Origin of the sequence: Aquabacterium sp. (assembly GCF_044226965.1) — a bacterium.
In the GTDB taxonomy this organism is placed as follows: Bacteria; Pseudomonadota; Gammaproteobacteria; order Burkholderiales; family Burkholderiaceae_C; genus Pseudaquabacterium.
On the sequence record NZ_JBGAGA010000016.1, the window covers coordinates 36,431 to 55,912 of the forward strand.

Genomic DNA, 19,482 nt, shown 5'->3' on the forward strand with positions numbered 1-19,482 from the left:
GCTGCCGCCCGGCTCCTCAGACCGCCGCCTTGTGCCGGGGACCGGCCAGCGGTGCGGGCAGGTCCAGCGCCTTGGCGGCGAGCTCGGTGGCATCGAGGAACACCGTGCCTTGTTCCACCTTGCAGGCAAAGCGCGGCGTGCAGCCTTCGTCCGGCGCGCGCGCGCAGCCGTCGGCCAGGCCGATGCTCCAGTTGTGCAGCGGGCAGGCCACGCTTTCGCCATGCACGATGCCCTGGCTCAGCGGGCCGCCCTTGTGCGGGCAGCGGTCGAGCAGCGCGAACACCTTGTCCTCGGCATTGCGGAACACGGCCACCGGCAGGCCCTGCGGGCGTGCCACGCGGCGCGCGCCCAGCACGGGAATGTCGTCGATGTGGCAGATCGGCTTCCAGTCGCTCATGGTCTCGGCCTTCATGCGTTCACCGATTCGCCCAGCGGGGTGAACTGCCGCGTGTCCAGCGCGGCCTTCTCGTGCTCGAACCACGGGTCGGGCTCGCCATCCAGCGCGAACTGCAGCCGCGCCCACAGCGCCTTGCGTCGTTCCGCATCGTCGAGCACCTGCTGCTTGACGTAGTCCAGCCCGACGCGGCTGATCCAGTGGCAGGTGCGTTCGAGGTACCAGCCTTCCTCGCGGTACAGCTGCAGGAAGGCGCCGGCGTACTCCAGCACCTCCTCGGCGGTCTTGACCTTGACGAAGAAGTGCGCCACTTCCGTCTTGATGCCGCCATTGCCGGCGACGTAGAGCTCCCAGCCCGAGTCGACGCCGATCACGCCGACGTCCTTGATGCCGGCCTCGGCGCAGTTGCGCGGGCAGCCCGAGACCGCCAACTTCACCTTGTGCGGCGCGTACATGCGCCACAGCGCGCGCTCGAGGTCCTTGCCCATCTGCGTCGAGTCCTGCGTGCCGAACCGGCACCACTCGGAGCCGACGCAGGTCTTCACCGTGCGCAAGGCCTTCGCGTAGGCGTGGCCCGAGGGCATGCCGATGTCCTTCCACACGTTGACCAGGTCTTCCTTCTTCACGCCCAGCAGGTCGATGCGCTGGCCGCCGGTGACCTTGACCGTGGGGATCTTGTACTTGTCCACCACGTCGGCAATGCGGCGAAGCTCGTCGGCGGTGGTCTCGCCGCCCCACATGCGCGGAATCACCGAGTAGCTGCCGTCCTTCTGGATGTTGGCGTGCGAGCGTTCGTTGATGAAGCGCGACTGCGGGTCGTCCTTGGCCTCCTTCGGCCAGGTGGAGATCAGGTAGTAGTTGATGGCCGGTCGGCAGCTGGCGCAGCCATTCGGTGTCCGCCAGCCCAGGGTCCTGTAGACGCCGTCGATCGTCAGCAGCTTCGAGCCGTCGGGCAGCGGCTGGCGGATGGCCTCGCGCACCTCGCTGTGGCTGGCGTCGGTGCAGCCGCACATGGCCTTCTTCTTCGGCGCGGCGGAATAGTCGCCGCCGGCGGTGAACATCAGCAGCTGCTCGACCAGCCCGGTGCAGGAGCCGCAGGAGGCACTGGCCTTAGTGTGCTTGCGCACCTCATCCAAGGTGAACAGGCCCTTGTCCTTGATGGCCTTGCAGATGGTGCCCTTGTTGACGCCATTGCAGCCGCAGACCTCGTCCGAGTCGGCCATCGCCGCGGCCTTGTTGTGGCCCTCATGGCCGACGTCGCCGATGTTCGACTCGCCGAACATCAGCTTGTCGCGGATGTCGCTCACCTTGCGGCCTTCGCGCAGCAGCTTGAAGTACCAGCTGCCGTCCACCGTGTCGCCGTAGAGGCAGGCGCCGACCAGTTGGTCGTCCTTGATCACCAGCTTCTTGTACACGCCGCCGAAGGGATCGCTCATCACGATCTCCTCGGCGCCTTCCCCGCCCATGAAGTCGCCGGCCGAGAACAGGTCGATGCCGGTGACCTTGAGCTTGGTCGAGGTCTGGCTGCCGGTGTAGCGGCCGATGCCGAACTGCGCCAGGTGCGTGGCGCAGACCTTGCCCTGCTCGAACAGCGGCGCCACCAGGCCGTAGGCGATGCCGCGATGCGCCGCGCATTCGCCGACCGCGTAGATGCGCGGATCGGTGGTGGTCTGCAGCGTATCGTTGACGACGATGCCGCGGTTGCACAGCAGGCCCATGCTTTCGGCCAGCTGCGTGTTGGGGCGGATGCCGGCGGCCATCACCACCAGGTCGGCCGGGACCTCGGTGCCGTCCTTGAACTGCACCGCCATCACGCGGCCTGCCTTGCCGCCGTCCTGGTCGCCGATCAGCGCCTGCGTCTGCGCACCGATCATGAACTTCAGGCCGCGGTCTTCCAGGCTCTTCTGCAGCAGCTTGGCCGCCACGTCGTCGAGCTGGCGCTCCATCAGCCACGGCATGATGTGCACCACGGTCACCTGCATGCCGCGCAGCATCAGTCCGTTGGCCGCTTCCAGGCCCAGCAGGCCACCGCCGATGACCACCGCATGCCTGTGCGTCTTGGCGGTCTCGATCATCGTGTGCGTGTCGGCGATGTCGCGGTAGGCGATCACACCCTCGAGCTCCTTGCCCGGCACCGGCAGGATGAAGGGGTTGGAGCCGGTGGCCAGCAGCAGGCGGTCGTACTCGGCGCTGGTGCCGTCCTCGGCGATCACCAGGCGCCGGGTGCGGTCCACCTTCACGACCTTCTTGCCCAGGTGCAGCGTGATGCCGTTCTCCTGGTACCAGGACAGCGGGTTCAGGATGATCTCGTCGATCGTCTGCTCGCCGGCCAGCACCGGGCTCAGCAGGATGCGGTTGTAGTTGGGATGCGGCTCGGCGCCGAACACGGTGATGTCGTAGAGATCCGGCGCGATCTTCAGCAGCTCTTCCAGCGTGCGCACGCCGGCCATGCCGTTGCCCACCATCACCAGTTTCATCTTCTTCATCGTCGAATCTCCAGCAAGCTGGGAGGAAGTAGCAATCAAGGTGCCAGGGCCGCGGCGAGAATCGCGACCCGATGAGCTTTCACGTCGACATCGGCCGCTGCAGCGAACGCGGCAGCCGCGAGCACAACGAAGACTTCGCCGCCGTGCTGCAGGCGCCCGCGCACGAGGCCGGCCGCGGGCTGATTGCCGCGGTGGCCGATGGCGTCTCGGCCGGCGGCCATGGCCGCGCCGCGGCGCAGACGGCGGTGATCTCGCTGGTCAACGACTTCCATGCGGTGCCCGCCACCTGGGAGACCACGGTGGCGCTGGACCGGCTGATCGGCGCGCACAACGCCTGGCTGGCCGACCACAACCGCCGCCGCAGCGACGATGCCTCGGGCCTGACCACGCTGACCGCGCTGGTGCTGCAGGGCCAGACCTGGACGGTGGCGCATGTGGGCGACACGCGCGCCTGGCTGCTGCGCGAGGGCGAGCTGAGCTGCCTGACGCAGGACCATGCACTGGCGCACCCGGACCTGCGCAGCCAGCTCACGCGCGCACTGGGCCTGGAAGACACCGTGCGGGTGGACTTCCACCAGGGCGCGCTGCAGGTGGGCGACGTGCTGCTGCTGACCAGCGACGGCGTGCACGGCACGCTGAAGCCCGCGCGCCTGGCCCGGCTGCTGGGTGCGGCCGAACCGGCGCAGCAGGTGAGCGAAGCCATCGTGCAGGCCGCGCTCGAGGCCGGCAGCCGCGACAACGCCAGCGCGCTGGTGGTGCAGGTGAAGGGCCTGGCCAGCCAGCGCCTGGACGATGCGCTGTTGCAGGGCCGCCAATTGCCGGCCGCACCGCGCTGGAAGGTGGGCGATGCGGTCGATGGCTACACCATCACCGCGCTGGTGGCCGACACCGGCGTACACCGGCTCTATCAGGCACGTGACGCGGCCACGCGCGAGCTGGTGGCGATCAAGACCCTGCACGAGAGCCGGGCTTCCGACGCCGAGGAACGCGGAATGCTGGCGCACGAGGCCTGGCTGGGCCAGACCGTCACCGAGCGCGATGGCCAGGGCTTCGTGCGCGTGCGGCCGCAGCGCGCGCCGAGCTGCTTCTACGTGGTGTTCGACTGGCACAGCGGTGCCACGCTGGAGCAGCTGCTGGCCGAGGGCCGGCGCTTCGGCATCGACGAGGTGGTGCAGGGCGCGATCGCGATCACGCGGGCCCTGGGCCGGCTGCATCGCCAGCGCGTGATCCATCGCGACGTGAAGCCCGGCAACCTGCACCTGGCCGAGGACGGCCAGTGGCGCCTGCTGGACCTGGGTGTGGCCGTCTCCGGCAACGAGCCGGCCGCGGTGCGCAGCCTGCATGCCGGCACGCCGAGCTACATGAACCCCGAGCAATGGGCAGCGGGCGAAGAAGGCAGCGCCGCCGATGCGATGAGCGACCTCTACGCGCTGGGCGTCACGCTGTACCGCTGGCTCACGGGCCGACTGCCGTACGGCGAGGTCGAGCCCTACCAGACCGCCCGCTTCCGGCGCGACCCGCAAGCGCCATCGCGCATCCGGCCCGAGTTGCCGATCTGGCTCGACCATGCGGTGCTGAAGGCCGTGGCGCGCGACCGTCGCCTGCGCTTCGAGACCGCCGAGGAACTGCTGCTGGCGCTGGAGCGTGGCGCCTCGCGCCCGCTGTCCGCGCCGCCCGCCACGCCGCTGGTGCAGCGCGACCCGGCCGCGCTGTGGAAGATCGCGCTGGCCGTGTCGGTCGGCTTCAATGTCCTGCTGATCGTCTGGCTGCTCTTCCTGCCCCGTTAGGGCTCCCCCCCGGAGCGCCTTCGGCGCTTCCACCCCAGGGGGGCGCCACCACCAGCCCGGCGGAGCCGGATCCGCGGTGTCTGCTTGACGCGCGCGGGTGTTCACGCACGGCGCTCCAGCGGGCGGGTGGCGGCCGGGGCGTGGACGCCGTCTGACGTGGGTCGCGCGCGGCCACCCTTTTCGGCCCAGGTGCGGGTCCAGCGGATCTGCACCACGCGCAGCATCGCCAGCATCAACAGCGCCAGCGCGGTGAAGGCCAGGAAGCCGCCGAGGTAGCTGCCGGAATACTGCTTGGACAGGCCCATCGCGTTCGGCAGGAAGCCGCCGCCCAGTGCCCCTACCTCGCCGATCATCGAGCCGGCGACGGCGGTGGTCAGCGGCCAGCGCAGCGGCACCAGCTGGAACAGCGCGCCATTGCCGGCACCGAGCGCGGCAAAGCACAGCATGAACAGCAGCGTGGTCAACACCAGCGAGCCCCCCATCAGGCCGCACAGCGCCAGTGAGCCGGCCACCAGCAACAGCACGCCACCCAGCGTGTTGATGCCGCCGACCCGATCGGAGATGTAGCCCCCGACGACGCGCACGCCGGATCCCATCAGCGTGGCCAGCATCGTCAGCTGGCCCGCCTCCACCTTGCTGACCTTGAACTGGTCGTAGAAGTAGGTCGGCAGGAAGCTTGCCAGGCCGATGAAGCCGCCGAACGTGACGATGTAGATCAGGCTGAAGGCCCAGCCGTCCTTCTCGAACAGGCAGCTCACGTGCTGGCGCAGCGTCTGGTGCTCGCGATCCGGCGGCTCCTTCGCGCAGATCCACATCACGGCCAGCGGCAGCACCATCGTCAGCGCGGCCATGCCGTAGACGGCCTGCCAGCCGAACTTCATGGCCAGCGGCGGCGCAAACAGCACGGCCAGCACGGTGCCGGAATTGCCGGCACCGGCAATGCCCATGGCCAGGCCCTTGTAGCGCGCCGGGAACCAGCCCGAGCCCAGGCTCAGGGCCACGCCGAAGCTGGCGCCTGCAATGCCCAGCAGCACGCCCATCGCCAGCACGGTGTCGTAGCTGTTGACGAAGAAGTAGCCGAAGGCCAGTGCCGCGACGATGAGCGTCATCTCCACCATCGCCGCGTTCTTGCGCCCGATGTACTGGGACAGCACGCCGAGCGGGAAGCGCATCAGGGCGCCGGCCAGGATGGGCACCGAGACCATGAAGCCCTTCTGGGCCGGCGAGAGCGAGAAGGACTCGCTGATGAACGGCCCCATGGCGCCGTTGAGCACCCAGACGGCAAAGCAGAAGTCGAAGTACAGGAATGACGCGAACAGGGTCGGGGCGTGCCCGGCCCGCAGGAAGGTCTTGAAGGTCGACATGGTGGATGGCAAGAGAGCCGGCGGGCCGCGGCGCGGGGCCACGGGGCGACAGGCGGGCCGGGGCGCAAGGGCCCGGGAGAGATCGCGGCACAGCCGGGGAGACCGGCTGCGGCCGGTGGCAACCGGCCCAGGGCGCATCGTCACGCCCGGCGCAGCCCTCGTCGCAATAAGCGTGCCGCCCGGCGCGCATGGCGGCTGCGCACCTGCCGCCGCGGCCGTGCCAAGCTGGCCTATGCTTGCCGCTGCTCATGCCCTCCCTGCCTCGCAGAACCCGCCGATGCTGCTGTTGATCGCCTGTCCCGAAGATGCGGCTGCCCAGGACCTGGCAGAGCGCCTGCGCGCCGAAGGCCTGCGGGTGGCGGGCGCCACGGCATGGCGCAACTTGGTGCGCGAAGCCGTTCGCCTCGCACCTGAAGCGGTCGTGGTCGACACCAGCGTGGTGGATGCGGCACTGCTCGACGCGCTGGTGCTGCTGCAGGCCGCCCGCGCGGTGCCGGTGCTGCTGTGTTGCGATTCGCTGCCGCCGGCGCTGGCCGAGAGGGCCCTGGCCGGCGGGGTGATGCACCTGGCGGCCGGGCCGGCCCTGGCACCGGGCCTGCGGATGGCGCTGCCATGGGCGCGCGCCCGCTTCCAGCAGGTGCAGGACCTGCAGCGAGAGCTCTCCGGTGCCCTCGCGCGGCTGGAGGAGCGCAAGTGGGTCGACCGCGCCAAGGGCATGCTGATGAGTGCGCAGCAGCTCAGCGAGCCCGATGCCTTCGCGCTGCTGCGCACGACCTCGATGCAGACCAACCTGCGCGTGGGTGAGGTGTCGCGCGCGTTGATCGAGGCCGCCGAGGCCGCCGATGCGGTGAACCGCGCCGGCCAGCTGCGCATGCTGTCGCAGCGCATCGTCAAGGCGCTGGCCCTGTCGCAGGCGGGCGTCGAGCGCGCGGCGGCCGAGGACATGCTGCGCGATTCGCTGACCCGCGGGCAGGCCAACATCGACCAGCTGGCCGCGCTGGCGCTGGCCGAGCCGCTGCAGCCCTTGCTTGCGCAATCGCTGCAGGCCTGGCAGGACCTGCAAGGCGTGCTGCAGGGCGGGAGCGGCACGCCCGACCTGGCCGAACTCGACCTGCAGGCACAGGCCCTGCTGGAAGCGGCCCAGGCCTTGACCGACGGACTGCAGGCCGCCAGCGGCCGCCGCAACCTGCAGGTGGTGAACCTCAGTGGTCGCCAGCGCATGCTGAGCCAGCGCCTGGCCAAGCAGGCCCTGCTGGCCGGGCTGCTGCCGGCAGGGCAGGGGCAGCTGCATGCCGATGCCGCCCTCGCGGCCATCCACGAGTTCGACACCGCGCTGCTGCAGCTGGAACAGGCCCCCCTCACGAGCCAGGAGATCCGCGAAGCCTTGGCCGTGGCGCGCGGCCAGTGGCAGCGCATGCTGGGCGCGATGCGAGACGCCCGGCAGCGTGACAGCCGGCTGGTGCTGGCGCGCGACAGCGAGGCCCTGCTGCAGAGCTTCGAGTGCCTGACTTCGCTGTACGAGCACAGCATCCAGCTGCTGCTGGGCTGAGACCGGCGGCTTCAGTCCCGTCCAGAGGGGCCGATAGGTATGATCGAACCTAGGGAGCACGGCAGCCCGATGGCTTGATCTGCCATGCCAGCGCTGTCCAGAATGACATGAGCCCTTCCGATCGATCGCATCGCCCCTGTTGCTGCCCGTGCATCCCCCGCCCATGAATGCCCTGTCCGAGCCGACCGCCGGGTCCGGCGCCATGCCCACCGATGCGGCCTTGCTGGCCGTGCTGGGCCAGGGCCTGGCGGCGCTGGCCGCCCAGCGTGGCTGGATGGTCGGTATCAAGGACGCGGCGGACGGGCGCTACCTGCATGCCAATGCCGCGCTGGCCGCCTTCTTCGGGCGCAGCGCCGCCGAGCTCATCGGCCACCACGATGCCGAGTTGCTGGAAGCGGCGCTGGCCACCTCGCTGCGCTCGGCGGACCAGACCGCGCTGGCCCACGGCGCGGCCTTGAGCAGCGAGCACAAGTTCGACTGGCGCGGCGAGCGCCAGGAGTGGTCGGTGCTGCGCCTGGCCTGCCAGTTCGAAGGCCGTCGTGTGCTGTGCAGCATCTGGCAGGACCTGCTGGCGCAGCGCCAGCGCGAAGCCCAGCTGAAGGCCGCGCTCGAGCAACTCGAACAGCAGCAGCAGGCCAATGTCGCGCTACGCCGCGAGTTCGGCGAGCAGGGCCTGCGGGATTCGGCCACGGGCCTCTCGACCCGCGCCCACTTCGACGACCAGATGCGCCGCGAGGTGGATCTCTCGATGCGCGAGCACCGCGAGTTCGCGCTGGTGTTCATGGAGATCGATCCGTTGAGCGACAAGGCCCAGGCCTTCGGCGACCGCGCGTTCGAGCGCATCCACGAATCGATGGGCCGGCTGTTGCGTGGCAACACGCGCGCGATGGATGCGTCGTGCCGCATCGACGACCGGCGCTTCGCGGTGCTGCTCTCGGGCGTCGGCCTGGCCACCGCGCATTCGCGCATGGAAGGGCTGCGCCGTCAGTGCGCGACGCAGATCCTTGCGATCGAGGGGCAGGAACTGGGCTTCACCGTCTCGATGGGCGTGGCCAGCTATCCGCACACCGCGCACACGCAGGAAGAGGTGATCGCCGCGTGCGAGGCGGCGCTGTCGGCCGCGCGCCGGCGTGGCGGCAACTCGGTGGCGCTGGCCAGCATCCGCTTCGGTGCCGGCTGAAGCCGGGCCGCAGGGTCAGCCGAAGGCGCGCCAGGCCATGTAGCCGGCCAGGCCATACAGCAGCAGCGCGAACACCTTCTTCAGCTGCGAGACATCCATCGCATGCGCCAGGCGCGCACCCAGTGGCGCGGTGCTGATGCTGGCCAGCGCGATGATCAGCAGCATCGGCAGCACCAGGAAGCCCAGGCTGCCCGGCACCGGGCTGTGCACCTGCCAGCCGCCGATCACGTAGCCCACCGTGTTGGCCAGCGCCACCGGCAGGCCGATGGCCGCGCTGGTGGCCACCGCCTGGTGGATCGGGATGCCGCAACGGCCCATGAACGGCACCGACATGAACGCGCCGCCGGCCCCCACCAGGCCGGAGACGCAGCCGATGCCCGCACCCACCGAGGCCAGGCCCAGTGGACCGGGCAGCGGCCAGGTGTTGCGCGGCTTGCTGATGAAGAGCATGCGCGTGGCGGCGAAGCCGACGAACAGCGCGAACGACAGCGCCAGCGCCCGGCCCTTGACCAGCGCGAAGGCCGCACCGCCCGAGACCAGGCCGCCGATCACGATGCCCGGCGCCATCGCGCGCCACAGGTCCCAGCGCACCGCGCCGCGGCGATGGTGGGCGCGCACGCTGGAGACCGAGGTGAACAGGATCGTCGCCATCGAGGTGGCGATGGCCATCTTCACCGCCAGGCCGGCATCGACCTCGTGCGCGGTGAGGAACCAGGTCAGGAAGGGCACCATCATCATGCCGCCGCCCACGCCCAGCAGGCCGGCCAGGAAGCCCGCCACGCTGCCCAGCAGCAGCAGCCCGCCAATCACCAGTGGATCGAGGAACAAGCGCTCAGCCCTTCAGCCAGGTGTTCACGGCCTGCCATTCGGCCGGCGTGACCGGTGTGATCGACAGCCGGTTGCCGGGCTGCAGCACGCGCATGGTGGCCAGTTGCGGCAGCGCGCGCATGTCCTTCAGCGACAGCAGCCGGGTCTTGCGCACGAGCTTCACGTCGACGTGCAGCCAGCGCGGCTCCTCGGGCCGGGACTTGGGATCGTGGTAGGGGCTGTCGGGGTCGAACTGCGTTGCGTCCGGGTAGGCGGAGCTGGCCACCTGTGCCAGGCCGGCGATGCCGGGCTCCGCACACGATGAGTGATAGAACAGCACGCCGTCGCCGACACGCATCGCGTCGCGCATGAAGTTGCGCGCCTGGTAATTGCGCACACCGACCCAGGGCACCGTCTGCCGCGGCGCGGCAGCGAGGTCGTCGATCGAGCACTCGTCAGGCTCGCTCTTCATCAGCCAGTAGCTGGGCATCGTGCTGCGCGGAGGAGGTGACGACGGAGCGAAGGAGAGGGAGGGTGTCCGGCATGCCCCGTGGGCCGCATTCCTGAACCCAAGTGGTCAGATTCAGGTGGGCGAGGTCAGCAAGGCTTCGGGTTCATCTGACGCGAGACGATCGCACCTGCCAGGCAATGTTCCAAGCCCTAGCTCATTGAGCATCGGTTCAAGGAAATATAAAACCCACGCTGACACGCCGGACGAAGACATTTTAAGCACGTCGCGCCGCGGTTCGGACAAGTGAATGCAGGTCGTTCGGCGATCAATTCTTCACAGCAGCAGGCCGTCGTCGCCGAGCGCCGCGTCGATGCGGCGAATCAGCGCATCGACATCGCCGGCCGGCGCATCGGGCGCCCTGCGCGCACTGCTCGCGGCCGGTGCCGGCGCGGTCTGGGCCTGCTCGGCGCGCTGGTAGGCAAGGTTCAGCGCGGCGAGCACCGCCATGCGCTCGCGGGCCTTCACCTTGCCGGCGTCGCGGATCGCGCTCATCTCGCGGTCGACGATGTTCACGGCTTCGAGCAGCAGCGCCTCGCCGCCGGGTGGGCAGGCCAGCACGTAGCTCTGGCCGAGGATGGTGGCTTCGATCTGCTTCATGCCTTGGGTTCGCCGGCCTCGGCGATGATGGTCTGGTCGGCGGGAATGCGCTCGATCAAGGCGTCGATGCGGTTGCGTGCGGCCAGCAGGCGCGAGCGCAGGCTGTCGCGCTCGCCCGTCACGCTGGCCAGCTGCTGTTCCAGCAGTGCGTTGGTGCGCTTCAGTTCCTCGTGGCGCAGCACGAGGCGCTCGATGCGCTCGGCAAGTTCGTCGAATCTGGACATGGGCCGCCCGCCGCCAGCTGTGGAGCCTTCCATTGTAGGCGGCGCTGGTAGGATGCCGGCTGTTGGTGCTCCGTCGGCGCTTCGGTCGCCGGTGGGTTAAACGGGAAGCAGGAAGGCGGTCGTCCCACGGACGGCCACCCAACCTGCGCTGCCCCCGCAACGGTAAGCGGACGAGGCTGATCCAGCCTCCGCTCCTGTGACTTCAAGCCACTGGCGACCACGGTCGCCGGGAAGGCCACAGGGGTTGCCTCCGCCAGCCCGGATACCGGCCAACAGGGGGCTCGGCAACGCGTGCTGCTGCGTGGTGCCGGGCCACATTGCCAGTGCCCGCGCGGGGAAGCGCGGGCCGGTCCTGTCATCGGGTTCCGTTCCACATCATGTCCGTCCCCTCCCTGGCGCTTCGCGCCACGCCCTGGCTGGCTGCCTGCGCTGCCGTCTGTCCCGTCCTCGTCTGCAGCGCCGCTGCAGCGCAGGACGTCTCGTCACCCTTGCAGGCCGTGGTGGTCACCGCCGCGCGCGGCCCGCAGTCACTGGCCGACACCCTGCCGCACACCACGGTGATCACGCGCAGCGACATCGAGCGCGCGCAGGCCATCGACCTGGCTTCGCTGCTGGCCACCGAAGCCGGTGTGCAGTTCGCCAGCAATGGCCCGCGCGGCACGGCCACCTCCTTGTTCGTGCGCGGCGCGCAGTCGCGCCAGGTGCTGGTGCTGGTCGATGGCGTGCCCTTGTCGCGCCAGGATGCCACCGGCCAGATCGGCATCGAGCATCTGATGCTCGACCAGGTCGAGCGCATCGAGATCGTGCGCGGCAACGCCTCGGCCCTGTATGGCGCGGGCGCCATCGGCGGCGTGATCCAGGTCTTCACGAATGGCGCCGCGTCGGGCGCCGGCGTGACGCTGGAGGCCGGCTCGCGCGGGCTGGTGCACGCCTCGGCCGGCTTCAACCAGCGCTGGGGTGCCACGCAGCTGTCGCTGGGCCTCTCGGGCCTGCACGACCGCGGGTATTCGGCGATCAATCCAGCCGAGGTGCCGAACGCCAACCCGGATCGCGATGGCTACGGCAACACCAGCGCCACCTTGAATCTATCGCACGAATGGAGCGGCCAGCATCGCCTGTCGGCCGGCTGGGTCTACACCGAGGGCAGGCTGGACTACGACAGCAAGTTCGGCGCGCCGACCGACCTGCAGCATGCCAACACCGCGAAGCACCTGGTCCACGTCGGCAGCGACGACAGCTGGACCCGCGTGTGGAGCAGCCGCGTGCGTCTGTCCAGCCAGCGCGAGACAGTGCACGACGACACCACGGGCGACTTCGGCTACCACGCGCGCTACCGCACGACGGTGGATTCGCTGAACTGGGACAACGCGTTCAAGCTGTCCGAGCACCTGAACCTCAACGCCGGCCTGGACCAGCAGCGCCAGCGCATCGGCGCGGACGACGGCTTTGGCGGCGTCTACGACCACGCGCGCAGCCTTTCGGCGCTGTTCGGTGGCGCGCGGGCCACTTTCGGCACGCACGAGCTGGCAGCCAACCTGCGCTACGACCATGTCGAAGGCAGCGACTCGCGCACCAGCGGCAGCCTGGCCTGGGGCTGGCAGTTCGATCCGGCCTGGAAGGCGATTGCCAGCGTGGCCAATGCCTTCGGCGTGGCGCCGCTGGGCTACCTGTACGCGCCGTACTCGGGCAATCCGGACCTGAAACCCGAGTTCAGCCACAGCGTGGAGCTGGGCCTGCAGTGGGCCGTGACCAACCATCGACTGCGCGCGACGCTGTTCCGCACCCGCATCGCCGACGAGATCGACTACGACTTCAGCACCTTCACGTTCTCGAATCTCGCGAAGACGCGCAACCGTGGGCTGGAGCTGTCGTATACCGGCCGCTTCGGCGCCACCGACCTGCGCGCGAGCCTGACGTCGCAGCGCGCGATCGACGGCGTCACCGGTGCGCGCCGGCTGCGGCGCAGCGACATCCTGGCGTCGCTCAACCTCACGCAGGACCTGGGCCAGGGCTGGCGCGCCGGCGTGGCGCTGCGCCATGCCGGCGACCGACCCGACAGCGGTGACATCACGCTGCCGGCCTACACGGTGGGCGACATCACGCTGCAGTGGGACGTCTCGCGGGCCTGGCAGGCCTTCGCCCGGATCGAGAATGTGGCCGATGTGCACTACGAGACGGCCAAGGGCTATGACCAGCCCGCGCGCGGCTTCTTCGCCGGCCTGCGCTACAGGCTGCCGCTCTGATGTTGCGTTAGGCGGAATCGCATGGGCCTGACCGGTGCACGCCTGGCCGCGCTGGCTGCCGGCCTGCTGGGGCTGCTGGCACTGTCGGTGGGCGCCGGGCTGGCGCTGGGCAGTGCCGGCTTCGACCCCGAGCTGATCGTCGCGCTGCGCGCGCCGCGGGTCGGTTCGGCCGTCGGCGTCGGCGCGCTGCTGGCGCTGTCCGGGCTGGCGATGCAGGTGCTGCTGCGCAATCCCTTGGCCGATCCCTACGTGCTGGGCACCTCGGGTGGCGCATCGGTCGGCGCCTTGCTGGCCCTGATGGTCGGCGCCAGCCTCTGGCTGGGCGCCGGTCTCGGCGCGCTCGCCGCCGGTGTCCTGCTGCTGGCGCTGACGCGCAGCGCGCTGGCCTCGGCCGACGATGCCTCGCCGCGCCTGGTGCTGACCGGCGCGATGCTGGCCGCGCTGTGCGGCGCGGTGGCCACCCTGCTGTTGGCGGTGACGCCGGACCAGCGCCTGCGCGGCGCGATCTTCTGGCTGGTGGGCGACCTCTCGGGCGCGCAGGGCGGACTGGCCTGCGGCGCGGCGGCGCTGGTCTTCGTCGCATTGCTGAGCTGGCATGACACGGGCATCGACCGGCTGATGCTTGGGAGCGAGGTGGCCGCGCTGCTCGGCGAGCCGGTGCGGCGGCTTCGCTGGCTGTTGCTGGTCGGCGCTTCGCTGGCGGCCGGGCTCGCGGTGGCCAGCGCCGGCGCGATCGGCTTCGTCGGCCTGGTGGTCCCGCAGGCCCTGCGCCTGATCGGCGTGCAGCGCACGCGCGACCTCGCGTGGATGAGTGCGATCGGCGGCGCGGCCCTGCTGACCCTGGCCGACCTGGTGGCCCGCACCGTCGTCGCGCCGCTGGAGTTGCCGGTGGGCGCGGTGATGTCGCTCGTCGGCGCGCCCTTGTTCATTGCCGTGCTGGCGCGAGGTGGCCGATGACGCCGGCGCCCGCCTTGCTCGAGACGCGCGGCCTGAGCCTGCACGCGGCCGGCCGCTGCCTGGTGCGGGACCTGGAGTGGCGGGTGCACCCCGGCGAGCGCTGGTGCGTGATCGGCCGCAATGCCGCTGGCAAGAGCACCCTGCTGCGCGCGCTGGCCGGCCTGCCGGTGCCGCAGCGCCACGGTGAGGTCCGCTGGCTCGGCCGGCCACAGGCCGAATGGCCGGCAGCCGATGCGGCCTGGGCCCGTGCCTATGCTCCGCAGCAGGCGGTGGACCGCTTCCCGATCAGCGTGGAGCGCCTGCTGAGCCTGAGCATGGTGCGCCCCGGCGCGCTGACGGCCGAGGCGGTGCTGGCGCAGCTGGACGTGACCCACCTGGCGCAGCGCGGCGTGATGCAGCTTTCGGGCGGCGAGCGCCAGCGCGTGGCCCTGGCGCAGTGCGCGCTGCAAGGCGCGCCGCTGATGCTGATGGACGAACCGGTCTCGTTCCAGGACCCGGCGCACCAGGCGCTGGTGGCGCAGTGGCTGACCGGCCTGGCCACCAGCGCCAGCGGGGCGGCGCTGGTGGCCAGTGCCCACGACGTGAACTGGATCCTGCGCGCCGCGACCCACGTGCTGGCGCTGCACGGTGAGGGGCACTGGTCGGCCGGGCGCTGCGACGAGATGATTCGCGCGCCGCGGCTGGCGGCGGTGTACGGTTGTGCCTGGCGCGAGGCCGGCGGCGTCTGGGTGGCCGCGTAACAGGCGTGCTAGCGGCGTGCGCGGTCGATTGCTTCGCACAGCGACTGCGCCGCGTCGATGAAGCGGGGCGTCATGCGCGCGAGCTGCTCGCCATCGAGCGCGATCACCAGGCCGCGCTTCACCGCCTCGACCCGGCCGAAGCGCTGCCAGGCTTCCAGCCGCGCCGGCTCGTCGCGCCCGGCACCGGTGATCACCACCTGCGGGTCGGCGGCCACCGCGGCCTCCCAGCTGATGGTCGGCGTCAACAGCGGCTGCTGGCCGAACACGTTGATGCCGCCGCAGGCCTCGATGGCCTGCGCGATCAGGTGCTGGCGGTTCACCGTCATCAGCGGCTCGTGCCACAGCTGGTAGAACACCCGCACCGGCCGGCGCTGGGCATAGCGCGCCTTCAGCGCCTGCCAGCGGCCCTCAGCCCGCTGCGCGGCGGCTTCGGCGATGGCCTCGGTGCCGAACAGGGTGCCCAGCCGGCGCAGCGTCGAGCCCAGCGCCTCGATGCTGCCGATCTCGCTGTCGAAGGTCGTCACGCCCAATGTCTGCAGGCGCTGCTGCTGGCGCGGATTCACGCCGCTGGACCACATCAGCAGCAGGTCGGGCTTCAGCGACGCGATGACTTCGAGGTTCACCGCGAACGCATCGCCGACGACTGGCAGGCGGCTGACGGCCTGCGGGAAGTCGCTGTAGCGCATCACGCCGACCAGGCGTTCGCCCGCGCCAGCGTCGAACACCAGTTCCGCCAGGTGCGGTGCCAGCGCGACGACGCGGTGCGCCGGCGCGGGCAGGCTCAGCACGTGGCCGGCATCGTCGCGCACCGTCACCGGGGCGGCGCTGGCCAGGGGGCCGGCCAGCAGCGCCCACACCAGCACCACCACACATGCGCAGGCGCAGCGCAATCGCTTCATGCGCCGCCTTGGCGGCCGGTGTCGCACCAGGGCCGCACCGTGCACACATGGCAGCGCGGCGAGCGCGCGACGCAGACATAGCGGCCGTGCAGGATCAACCAGTGGTGCGCCTCGATGCGGTAGTGCTCAGGCACGCGTCTTTCGAGCTGCAGTTCCACCGCCAGCGGCGTCTTGCCCGGCGCCAGGCCGGTGCGGTTGCTGACGCGGAAGATGTGCGTGTCCACCGCCATCGTCGGCTGGCCGAACGCGACGTTCAGCACCACGTTCGCGGTCTTGCGGCCGACGCCGGGCAGCGCCTCGAGCTCGGCGCGGCTGCGGGGCACCTCGCCGCCGTGGCGCTCGACCAGGATCTGGCAGGTCTGCAGCAGGTGCTTGGCCTTGTTGCGGTACAGGCCAATGGTGCGGATGTGGTCGCACAGGCCGTCGTAGCCCAATGCCAGCATCTGCTGCGGCGTGTGGGCCACCGGGAACAGCCTGCGGGTGGCCTTGTTGACGCCGACGTCGGTGGCCTGGGCCGACAGCAGCACCGCGGCCAGCAGTTCGAACACGCTGGTGTATTCCAACTCGCTGGCCGGCTGCGGGTTGGCGGCGGCCAGCGTGGCGAAGAAGGGTTCGATGTCGGCGGTCTTCATGCGTTGCGTCGGGAATTGAGCAGCGGCTGGATCTGCACCGCGAGGATGCAGCCGAGGATCAGCGCGGCGCCGGCGAAGCCGGTGGCGCCCATCCGGTCGCCCATGAACAGCGCGCCGAAGGTGGCCGCAAAGACGGTCTCGGACGACAGGATGATCGCGGCATCGGCCGGATGCGCGTGGCGCTGGCCGATCACCTGCAGGGTGAAGCCGATGCCGACCGAGACGATGCCGGTGTAGGCAATGGCGCCCGCTGCCAGGCGCAGGCCATCGAGCGTGATGGGCTCCAGCACGCCGCCGAGCATCAGGCTCAGCAGCGCACAGATGCTGAACTGGCCGCAGGCCACCGCATAGGCGCCGTGCAGGCGGTTGGCGATATGGCCGACCAGCAACACATGCAGGGCCCAGGGCAGGGCGCTGGCCAGCACCCACAGGTCGCCGCGCGAGAGCTGCTGCAGCGAGGCGCCGGTCATCAGCCAGGTGCCGGCCAGGCAGCCGGCGGCCGCGGGCCAGACGCTCCAGTGCGGCAGCTGGCGGTGCACCAGCCAGGCCAGCAGCGGCACCAGCGGCACGTAGAGCGCGGTCAGGAAGCCGGCGTTGGTGACGCTGGTGCTCATCAGCCCGATCTGCTGCATCACGACGCCGGTGCACAGCAGCAGGCCCAGCAGCACGATCCACCCCGCATCGCGCCGCTGCAGCCGGCGCCCGGCGGCCTGCAGCTGCGAACGCTCGCGCCAGGCCAGCGGCAGCACGACGAAGGCGCCGAGCGCAAAGCGCACGCCGGTGAAGGTGAGCGGGCCCACGCCGGCCATGCCCAGCGACTGGCCGACGAAGGCCGAGCCCCAGATCAGCGCCGCCAGCAGCAACAGCCCGCCGGATTGCAGGCGGGTCAGGCCGGCGCCGTTCATCGCGGGCCGCCTTCGGACTGCCGCGCCTTCGCGCGGGCCAGCGCCGCCTCGATGACCGCGCGCTTGGCTTCTATCGCGTCGGGGTCGGTCAGCCGCGTGTGGCTGGGCAGGTCGGCCAGCTTGGCCGCGGCCTTGGCGGCCAGTCGCTCGTCGTTCTCGCGCTTGTCGCGCTCGACCCGCAGCTGGTGGAAGGCATAACGTTCACGTGACGCGTCCGCCTGCGCCTGCGACCAGGCTGCCCAGCCGGTGCGATCGCCGCTGACCGGGGCCAGCGAGATGCAGTCCACCGGGCACACCGGGATGCACAGCTCGCAGCCGGTGCAGAGCTCGTCGATCACCGTGTGCATCAACTTCGGCGCGCCGATGATGCAGTCCACCGGACAGGCCTTGATGCACAGCGTGCAGCCGATGCACCAGGCTTCGTCGATGACCGCCAGGTTCAGCGGGCCTTCGTGGCCGCGCTCGGCGTCCAGCGGCAGCACGGGCTGGCCGGTGATGCGGGCCAGGCGCGCAATGCCCTCGGCGCCGCCTGGCGGGCAGCGGTTGATCGCGGCCTCGCCGGCCGCCACGGCTTCGGCGTAGCGGCGGCAATCAGGGAAGCCGCAGCGCGTGCACTGCGTCTGCGGCAGTGCGGCGTCGATGCGGTCGGCGAGGCCGTTGGAAGAGGGCGGCGCGGCGGTGACGGTCACCCGCCGGATTATCCCTTCCGGGGGGCGCGCTTGCGGGCGGGTGACTTCGGCGCCTCGGCCTGGACCGGGGCTTCGGGCGCATTGAAGCGTGCGATGAAGGCCTTGATCTCCGGGTACACCTTCTCGCGCCAGCGCCGACCCGAGAAGATGCCGTAGTGGCCGGCGCCCTCGACGTCGTAGTGGAATTGCCGGGCCTTCGGGATGCCGGTGCACAGATCGTGGGCCGCGCGGGTCTGGCCCGCGCCCGAGATGTCGTCGAGTTCGCCTTCCACCGTCAGCAAGGCGCTGGTGCTGATGTCCTGCGGCCGCACCAGCGTGCCGTCGACGTCCCAGGTGCCGTTGACGAGCGCGAAGTCCTGGAACACGGTCTTGATCGTGTCGAGGTAGTACTCCGCCGGCATGTCGAGCACCGCGTTGTACTCGTCGTAGAACGCCCGATGGGCGTCGACCGAGTCTTCGTCACCGCGCACCAGGTCGAGGAAGTAGTCGTAGTGCGAGCTGAGGTGGCGGTCCGGGTTCATCGCCACGAAGCCGGTGTGCTGCAGGAAGCCCGGGTACACGCGGCGGCCGGCGCCGGGGAAGTTCGGCGGCACGCGGTAGATCACGTTGTTCTCGAACCACTCGAAGCTCTTGTTCATCGCCAGGTTGTTCACCGCGGTGGGCGACTTGCGGGCATCGATCGGGCCGCCCATCATCGTCAGCGTGCGGGGCGTGAACTCGCCATGCGTGGCCATCAGCGACACGGCGGCCAGCACCGGCACGGTGGGCTGGCAGACGGAGATCACGTTGACCTCAGGCCCGATGTGGCGGATGAACTCCTGCACGTAGGCGATGTAGTCGTCCAGGTGGAACGGACCTTCGTCGGTCGAGACGTTGCGCGCATCGGTCCAGTCGGTGATGAACACCTTGTGGTCCTGCAGCAGCATCTTCACGGTGTCGCGCAGCAGGGTCGAGTGGTGGCCCGACAGCGGCGCCACGACCAGCACGGTGGGCTGCGTCTTCATCAGCTCCAGCACCGGTGCGTGGTCCGAAAAGCGCTTGAAGCGCAGCAGCCGGCAGAAGGGCTTGGTGATCGGCACCTGTTCCTGCACCGCGACCTCGACCCCGGCCACCGTGGCGCTGCGGATGTCGAATTCGGGCTTCTCGTAGTCCTTGGCCAGCCGGTGCATCAGGTCCAGCCCGGCCGAGATGCGCTGCGCCATCGGGGTGTGCGTGAACGGCGACAGCGGGTGGTTGTACAGCTTGGACGCCGCGCTCGCGAACTCCGAAAACGGCGCCATCAGCGCGCGCTGGGTCTCATAGAACTGGTACAGCATGGCTCAGAACCACTCCGGTAGGGATAACTTTCAACAGGCTGCCCGGCGATTTTGTGCACCGCAACAATTCGCCAATGGTAACGCTTGCATCGTGAACCTGCACGCGTCCAGATGATCCGGCAAAAACGATGGCCTCCCAGCCGCATTTGCCCGGGGAGCCTGTCGCGCGGGCGACACCGGGTCACGTCCGGGCACGAAAAAG

18 protein-coding genes and 1 riboswitch are annotated in these 19,482 nt (G+C 70.2%); of the genes, 6 read left to right on the top strand and 12 right to left on the bottom strand.

What is annotated here, in order from left to right:
- Nucleotides 1-16: 16 nt before the first annotated feature.
- A complete protein-coding gene (nirD, locus tag ACILR4_RS09675) occupies nt 17-397 on the bottom strand; it encodes a nitrite reductase small subunit NirD (RefSeq protein WP_395700638.1) in 381 nt (126 codons plus the stop codon).
- Between the two features lie 11 nt (nt 398-408).
- Nucleotides 409-2,880: a nitrite reductase large subunit NirB gene (nirB, locus tag ACILR4_RS09680; protein WP_395700639.1), complete on the bottom strand. Its 2,472-nt coding sequence runs from the start codon at nt 2,878-2,880 to the stop codon at nt 409-411.
- A gap of 71 nt (nt 2,881-2,951) precedes the next feature.
- Between nirB and ACILR4_RS09685 the strand changes: the two genes are divergently transcribed.
- Nucleotides 2,952-4,667: a protein kinase domain-containing protein gene (locus ACILR4_RS09685; RefSeq protein WP_395700640.1), complete on the top strand. Its 1,716-nt coding sequence runs from the start codon at nt 2,952-2,954 to the stop codon at nt 4,665-4,667.
- 101 nt (nt 4,668-4,768) lie between these two features.
- Here the strand turns inward: ACILR4_RS09685 and ACILR4_RS09690 are convergent, their stop codons facing one another.
- Complete coding sequence (locus tag ACILR4_RS09690) at nt 4,769-6,031, bottom strand: nitrate/nitrite transporter (RefSeq protein ID WP_395700641.1); 1,263 nt, start codon at nt 6,029-6,031, stop codon at nt 4,769-4,771.
- A 277-nt stretch (nt 6,032-6,308) separates the two neighbouring features.
- On the opposite strand from ACILR4_RS09690, the gene ACILR4_RS09695 reads away from it, so the two are divergent.
- Nucleotides 6,309-7,580, top strand: a complete 1,272-nt coding sequence (locus tag ACILR4_RS09695; protein WP_395700642.1) for an ANTAR domain-containing protein — start codon at nt 6,309-6,311, stop codon at nt 7,578-7,580.
- A gap of 163 nt (nt 7,581-7,743) precedes the next feature.
- Nucleotides 7,744-8,760 (top strand): GGDEF domain-containing protein, encoded by a 1,017-nt coding sequence (locus ACILR4_RS09700; RefSeq protein WP_395700643.1) that lies wholly within the window; start codon nt 7,744-7,746, stop codon nt 8,758-8,760.
- Between the two features lie 15 nt (nt 8,761-8,775).
- Here the strand turns inward: ACILR4_RS09700 and ACILR4_RS09705 are convergent, their stop codons facing one another.
- The 4 genes from ACILR4_RS09705 to ACILR4_RS09720 all read right to left on the bottom strand — a co-directional run bounded on the left by ACILR4_RS09705 (nt 8,776) and on the right by ACILR4_RS09720 (nt 10,899).
- Nucleotides 8,776-9,588, bottom strand: a complete 813-nt coding sequence (locus ACILR4_RS09705) for a sulfite exporter TauE/SafE family protein (protein ID WP_395700644.1) — start codon at nt 9,586-9,588, stop codon at nt 8,776-8,778.
- Between the two features lie 4 nt (nt 9,589-9,592).
- On the bottom strand, nt 9,593-10,057 hold the full coding sequence (locus tag ACILR4_RS09710) for an EVE domain-containing protein (RefSeq protein ID WP_395700645.1): 465 nt from the start codon (nt 10,055-10,057) through the stop codon (nt 9,593-9,595).
- Nucleotides 10,058-10,351: 294 nt separating this feature from the next.
- Entirely contained in the window at nt 10,352-10,675 is a 324-nt protein-coding gene (locus ACILR4_RS09715) for a cell division protein ZapA (RefSeq protein ID WP_395700646.1), read from the bottom strand.
- Nucleotides 10,672-10,899 carry a DUF904 domain-containing protein gene (locus tag ACILR4_RS09720; protein WP_395700647.1) on the bottom strand — a complete coding sequence of 76 codons (228 nt, stop codon included), beginning with the start codon at nt 10,897-10,899 and terminating at the stop codon, nt 10,672-10,674. Before ACILR4_RS09720 ends, ACILR4_RS09715 begins: the two co-directional genes overlap by 4 nt.
- A 46-nt stretch (nt 10,900-10,945) precedes the next feature.
- Nucleotides 10,946-11,188, top strand: a riboswitch (cobalamin riboswitch).
- 88 nt (nt 11,189-11,276) lie between these two features.
- On the opposite strand from ACILR4_RS09720, the gene ACILR4_RS09725 reads away from it, so the two are divergent.
- The 3 genes from ACILR4_RS09725 to ACILR4_RS09735 are packed head-to-tail and all read left to right on the top strand — an operon-like array spanning nt 11,277 to nt 14,839.
- On the top strand, nt 11,277-13,142 hold the full coding sequence (locus ACILR4_RS09725) for a TonB-dependent receptor domain-containing protein (RefSeq protein ID WP_395700648.1): 1,866 nt from the start codon (nt 11,277-11,279) through the stop codon (nt 13,140-13,142).
- Between the two features lie 21 nt (nt 13,143-13,163).
- Nucleotides 13,164-14,099 carry a FecCD family ABC transporter permease gene (locus tag ACILR4_RS09730; RefSeq protein WP_395700649.1) on the top strand — a complete coding sequence of 312 codons (936 nt, stop codon included), beginning with the start codon at nt 13,164-13,166 and terminating at the stop codon, nt 14,097-14,099.
- On the top strand, nt 14,096-14,839 hold the full coding sequence (locus ACILR4_RS09735) for an ABC transporter ATP-binding protein (protein WP_395700650.1): 744 nt from the start codon (nt 14,096-14,098) through the stop codon (nt 14,837-14,839). Before ACILR4_RS09730 ends, ACILR4_RS09735 begins: the two co-directional genes overlap by 4 nt.
- A gap of 8 nt (nt 14,840-14,847) precedes the next feature.
- On the opposite strand, the gene ACILR4_RS09740 is transcribed toward ACILR4_RS09735, so the two are convergent.
- Genes ACILR4_RS09740 through ACILR4_RS09760 form a run of 5 tightly spaced genes read right to left on the bottom strand, consistent with a single transcriptional unit; the run spans nt 14,848 to nt 19,280 of the window.
- Nucleotides 14,848-15,738: a cobalamin-binding protein gene (locus ACILR4_RS09740; RefSeq protein WP_395700651.1), complete on the bottom strand. Its 891-nt coding sequence runs from the start codon at nt 15,736-15,738 to the stop codon at nt 14,848-14,850.
- A complete protein-coding gene (nth, locus tag ACILR4_RS09745) occupies nt 15,735-16,370 on the bottom strand; it encodes an endonuclease III (RefSeq protein ID WP_395700652.1) in 636 nt (211 codons plus the stop codon). Before nth ends, ACILR4_RS09740 begins: the two co-directional genes overlap by 4 nt.
- Nucleotides 16,367-17,275 carry a DMT family transporter gene (locus tag ACILR4_RS09750; RefSeq protein WP_395700653.1) on the bottom strand — a complete coding sequence of 303 codons (909 nt, stop codon included), beginning with the start codon at nt 17,273-17,275 and terminating at the stop codon, nt 16,367-16,369. Before ACILR4_RS09750 ends, nth begins: the two co-directional genes overlap by 4 nt.
- Entirely contained in the window at nt 17,272-17,964 is a 693-nt protein-coding gene (gene rsxB / locus ACILR4_RS09755) for an electron transport complex subunit RsxB (protein WP_395700654.1), read from the bottom strand. Before rsxB ends, ACILR4_RS09750 begins: the two co-directional genes overlap by 4 nt.
- Nucleotides 17,965-17,972: 8 nt before the next feature.
- The gene (locus tag ACILR4_RS09760) at nt 17,973-19,280 is read right to left on the bottom strand and encodes a polyhydroxyalkanoate depolymerase (RefSeq protein ID WP_395700655.1); all 1,308 of its coding nucleotides are present in this window, start codon (nt 19,278-19,280) and stop codon (nt 17,973-17,975) included.
- Nucleotides 19,281-19,482 lie beyond the last annotated feature (202 nt).

Bases quoted from the DNA above. Each gene is read 5' to 3' on its own strand.
- ACILR4_RS09710 (WP_395700645.1), bottom strand. From the start codon at position 10,057: ATGCCCAGCTACTGGCTGATGAAGAGCGAGCCTGACGAGTGCTCGATC.
- ACILR4_RS09720 (WP_395700647.1), bottom strand. From the start codon at position 10,899: ATGTCCAGATTCGACGAACTTGCCGAGCGCATCGAGCGCCTCGTGCTG.
- ACILR4_RS09740 (WP_395700651.1), bottom strand. From the start codon at position 15,738: ATGAAGCGATTGCGCTGCGCCTGCGCATGTGTGGTGGTGCTGGTGTGG.
- ACILR4_RS09690 (WP_395700641.1), bottom strand. From the start codon at position 6,031: ATGTCGACCTTCAAGACCTTCCTGCGGGCCGGGCACGCCCCGACCCTG.
- ACILR4_RS09750 (WP_395700653.1), bottom strand. From the start codon at position 17,275: ATGAACGGCGCCGGCCTGACCCGCCTGCAATCCGGCGGGCTGTTGCTG.
- ACILR4_RS09685 (WP_395700640.1), top strand. From the start codon at position 2,952: ATGAGCTTTCACGTCGACATCGGCCGCTGCAGCGAACGCGGCAGCCGC.
- nirD (WP_395700638.1), bottom strand. From the start codon at position 397: ATGAGCGACTGGAAGCCGATCTGCCACATCGACGACATTCCCGTGCTG.
- ACILR4_RS09760 (WP_395700655.1), bottom strand. From the start codon at position 19,280: ATGCTGTACCAGTTCTATGAGACCCAGCGCGCGCTGATGGCGCCGTTT.
- ACILR4_RS09715 (WP_395700646.1), bottom strand. From the start codon at position 10,675: ATGAAGCAGATCGAAGCCACCATCCTCGGCCAGAGCTACGTGCTGGCC.
- ACILR4_RS09730 (WP_395700649.1), top strand. From the start codon at position 13,164: ATGGGCCTGACCGGTGCACGCCTGGCCGCGCTGGCTGCCGGCCTGCTG.
- ACILR4_RS09700 (WP_395700643.1), top strand. From the start codon at position 7,744: ATGAATGCCCTGTCCGAGCCGACCGCCGGGTCCGGCGCCATGCCCACC.
- ACILR4_RS09695 (WP_395700642.1), top strand. From the start codon at position 6,309: ATGCTGCTGTTGATCGCCTGTCCCGAAGATGCGGCTGCCCAGGACCTG.
- nth (WP_395700652.1), bottom strand. From the start codon at position 16,370: ATGAAGACCGCCGACATCGAACCCTTCTTCGCCACGCTGGCCGCCGCC.
- ACILR4_RS09725 (WP_395700648.1), top strand. From the start codon at position 11,277: ATGTCCGTCCCCTCCCTGGCGCTTCGCGCCACGCCCTGGCTGGCTGCC.
- nirB (WP_395700639.1), bottom strand. From the start codon at position 2,880: ATGAAGAAGATGAAACTGGTGATGGTGGGCAACGGCATGGCCGGCGTG.
- ACILR4_RS09735 (WP_395700650.1), top strand. From the start codon at position 14,096: ATGACGCCGGCGCCCGCCTTGCTCGAGACGCGCGGCCTGAGCCTGCAC.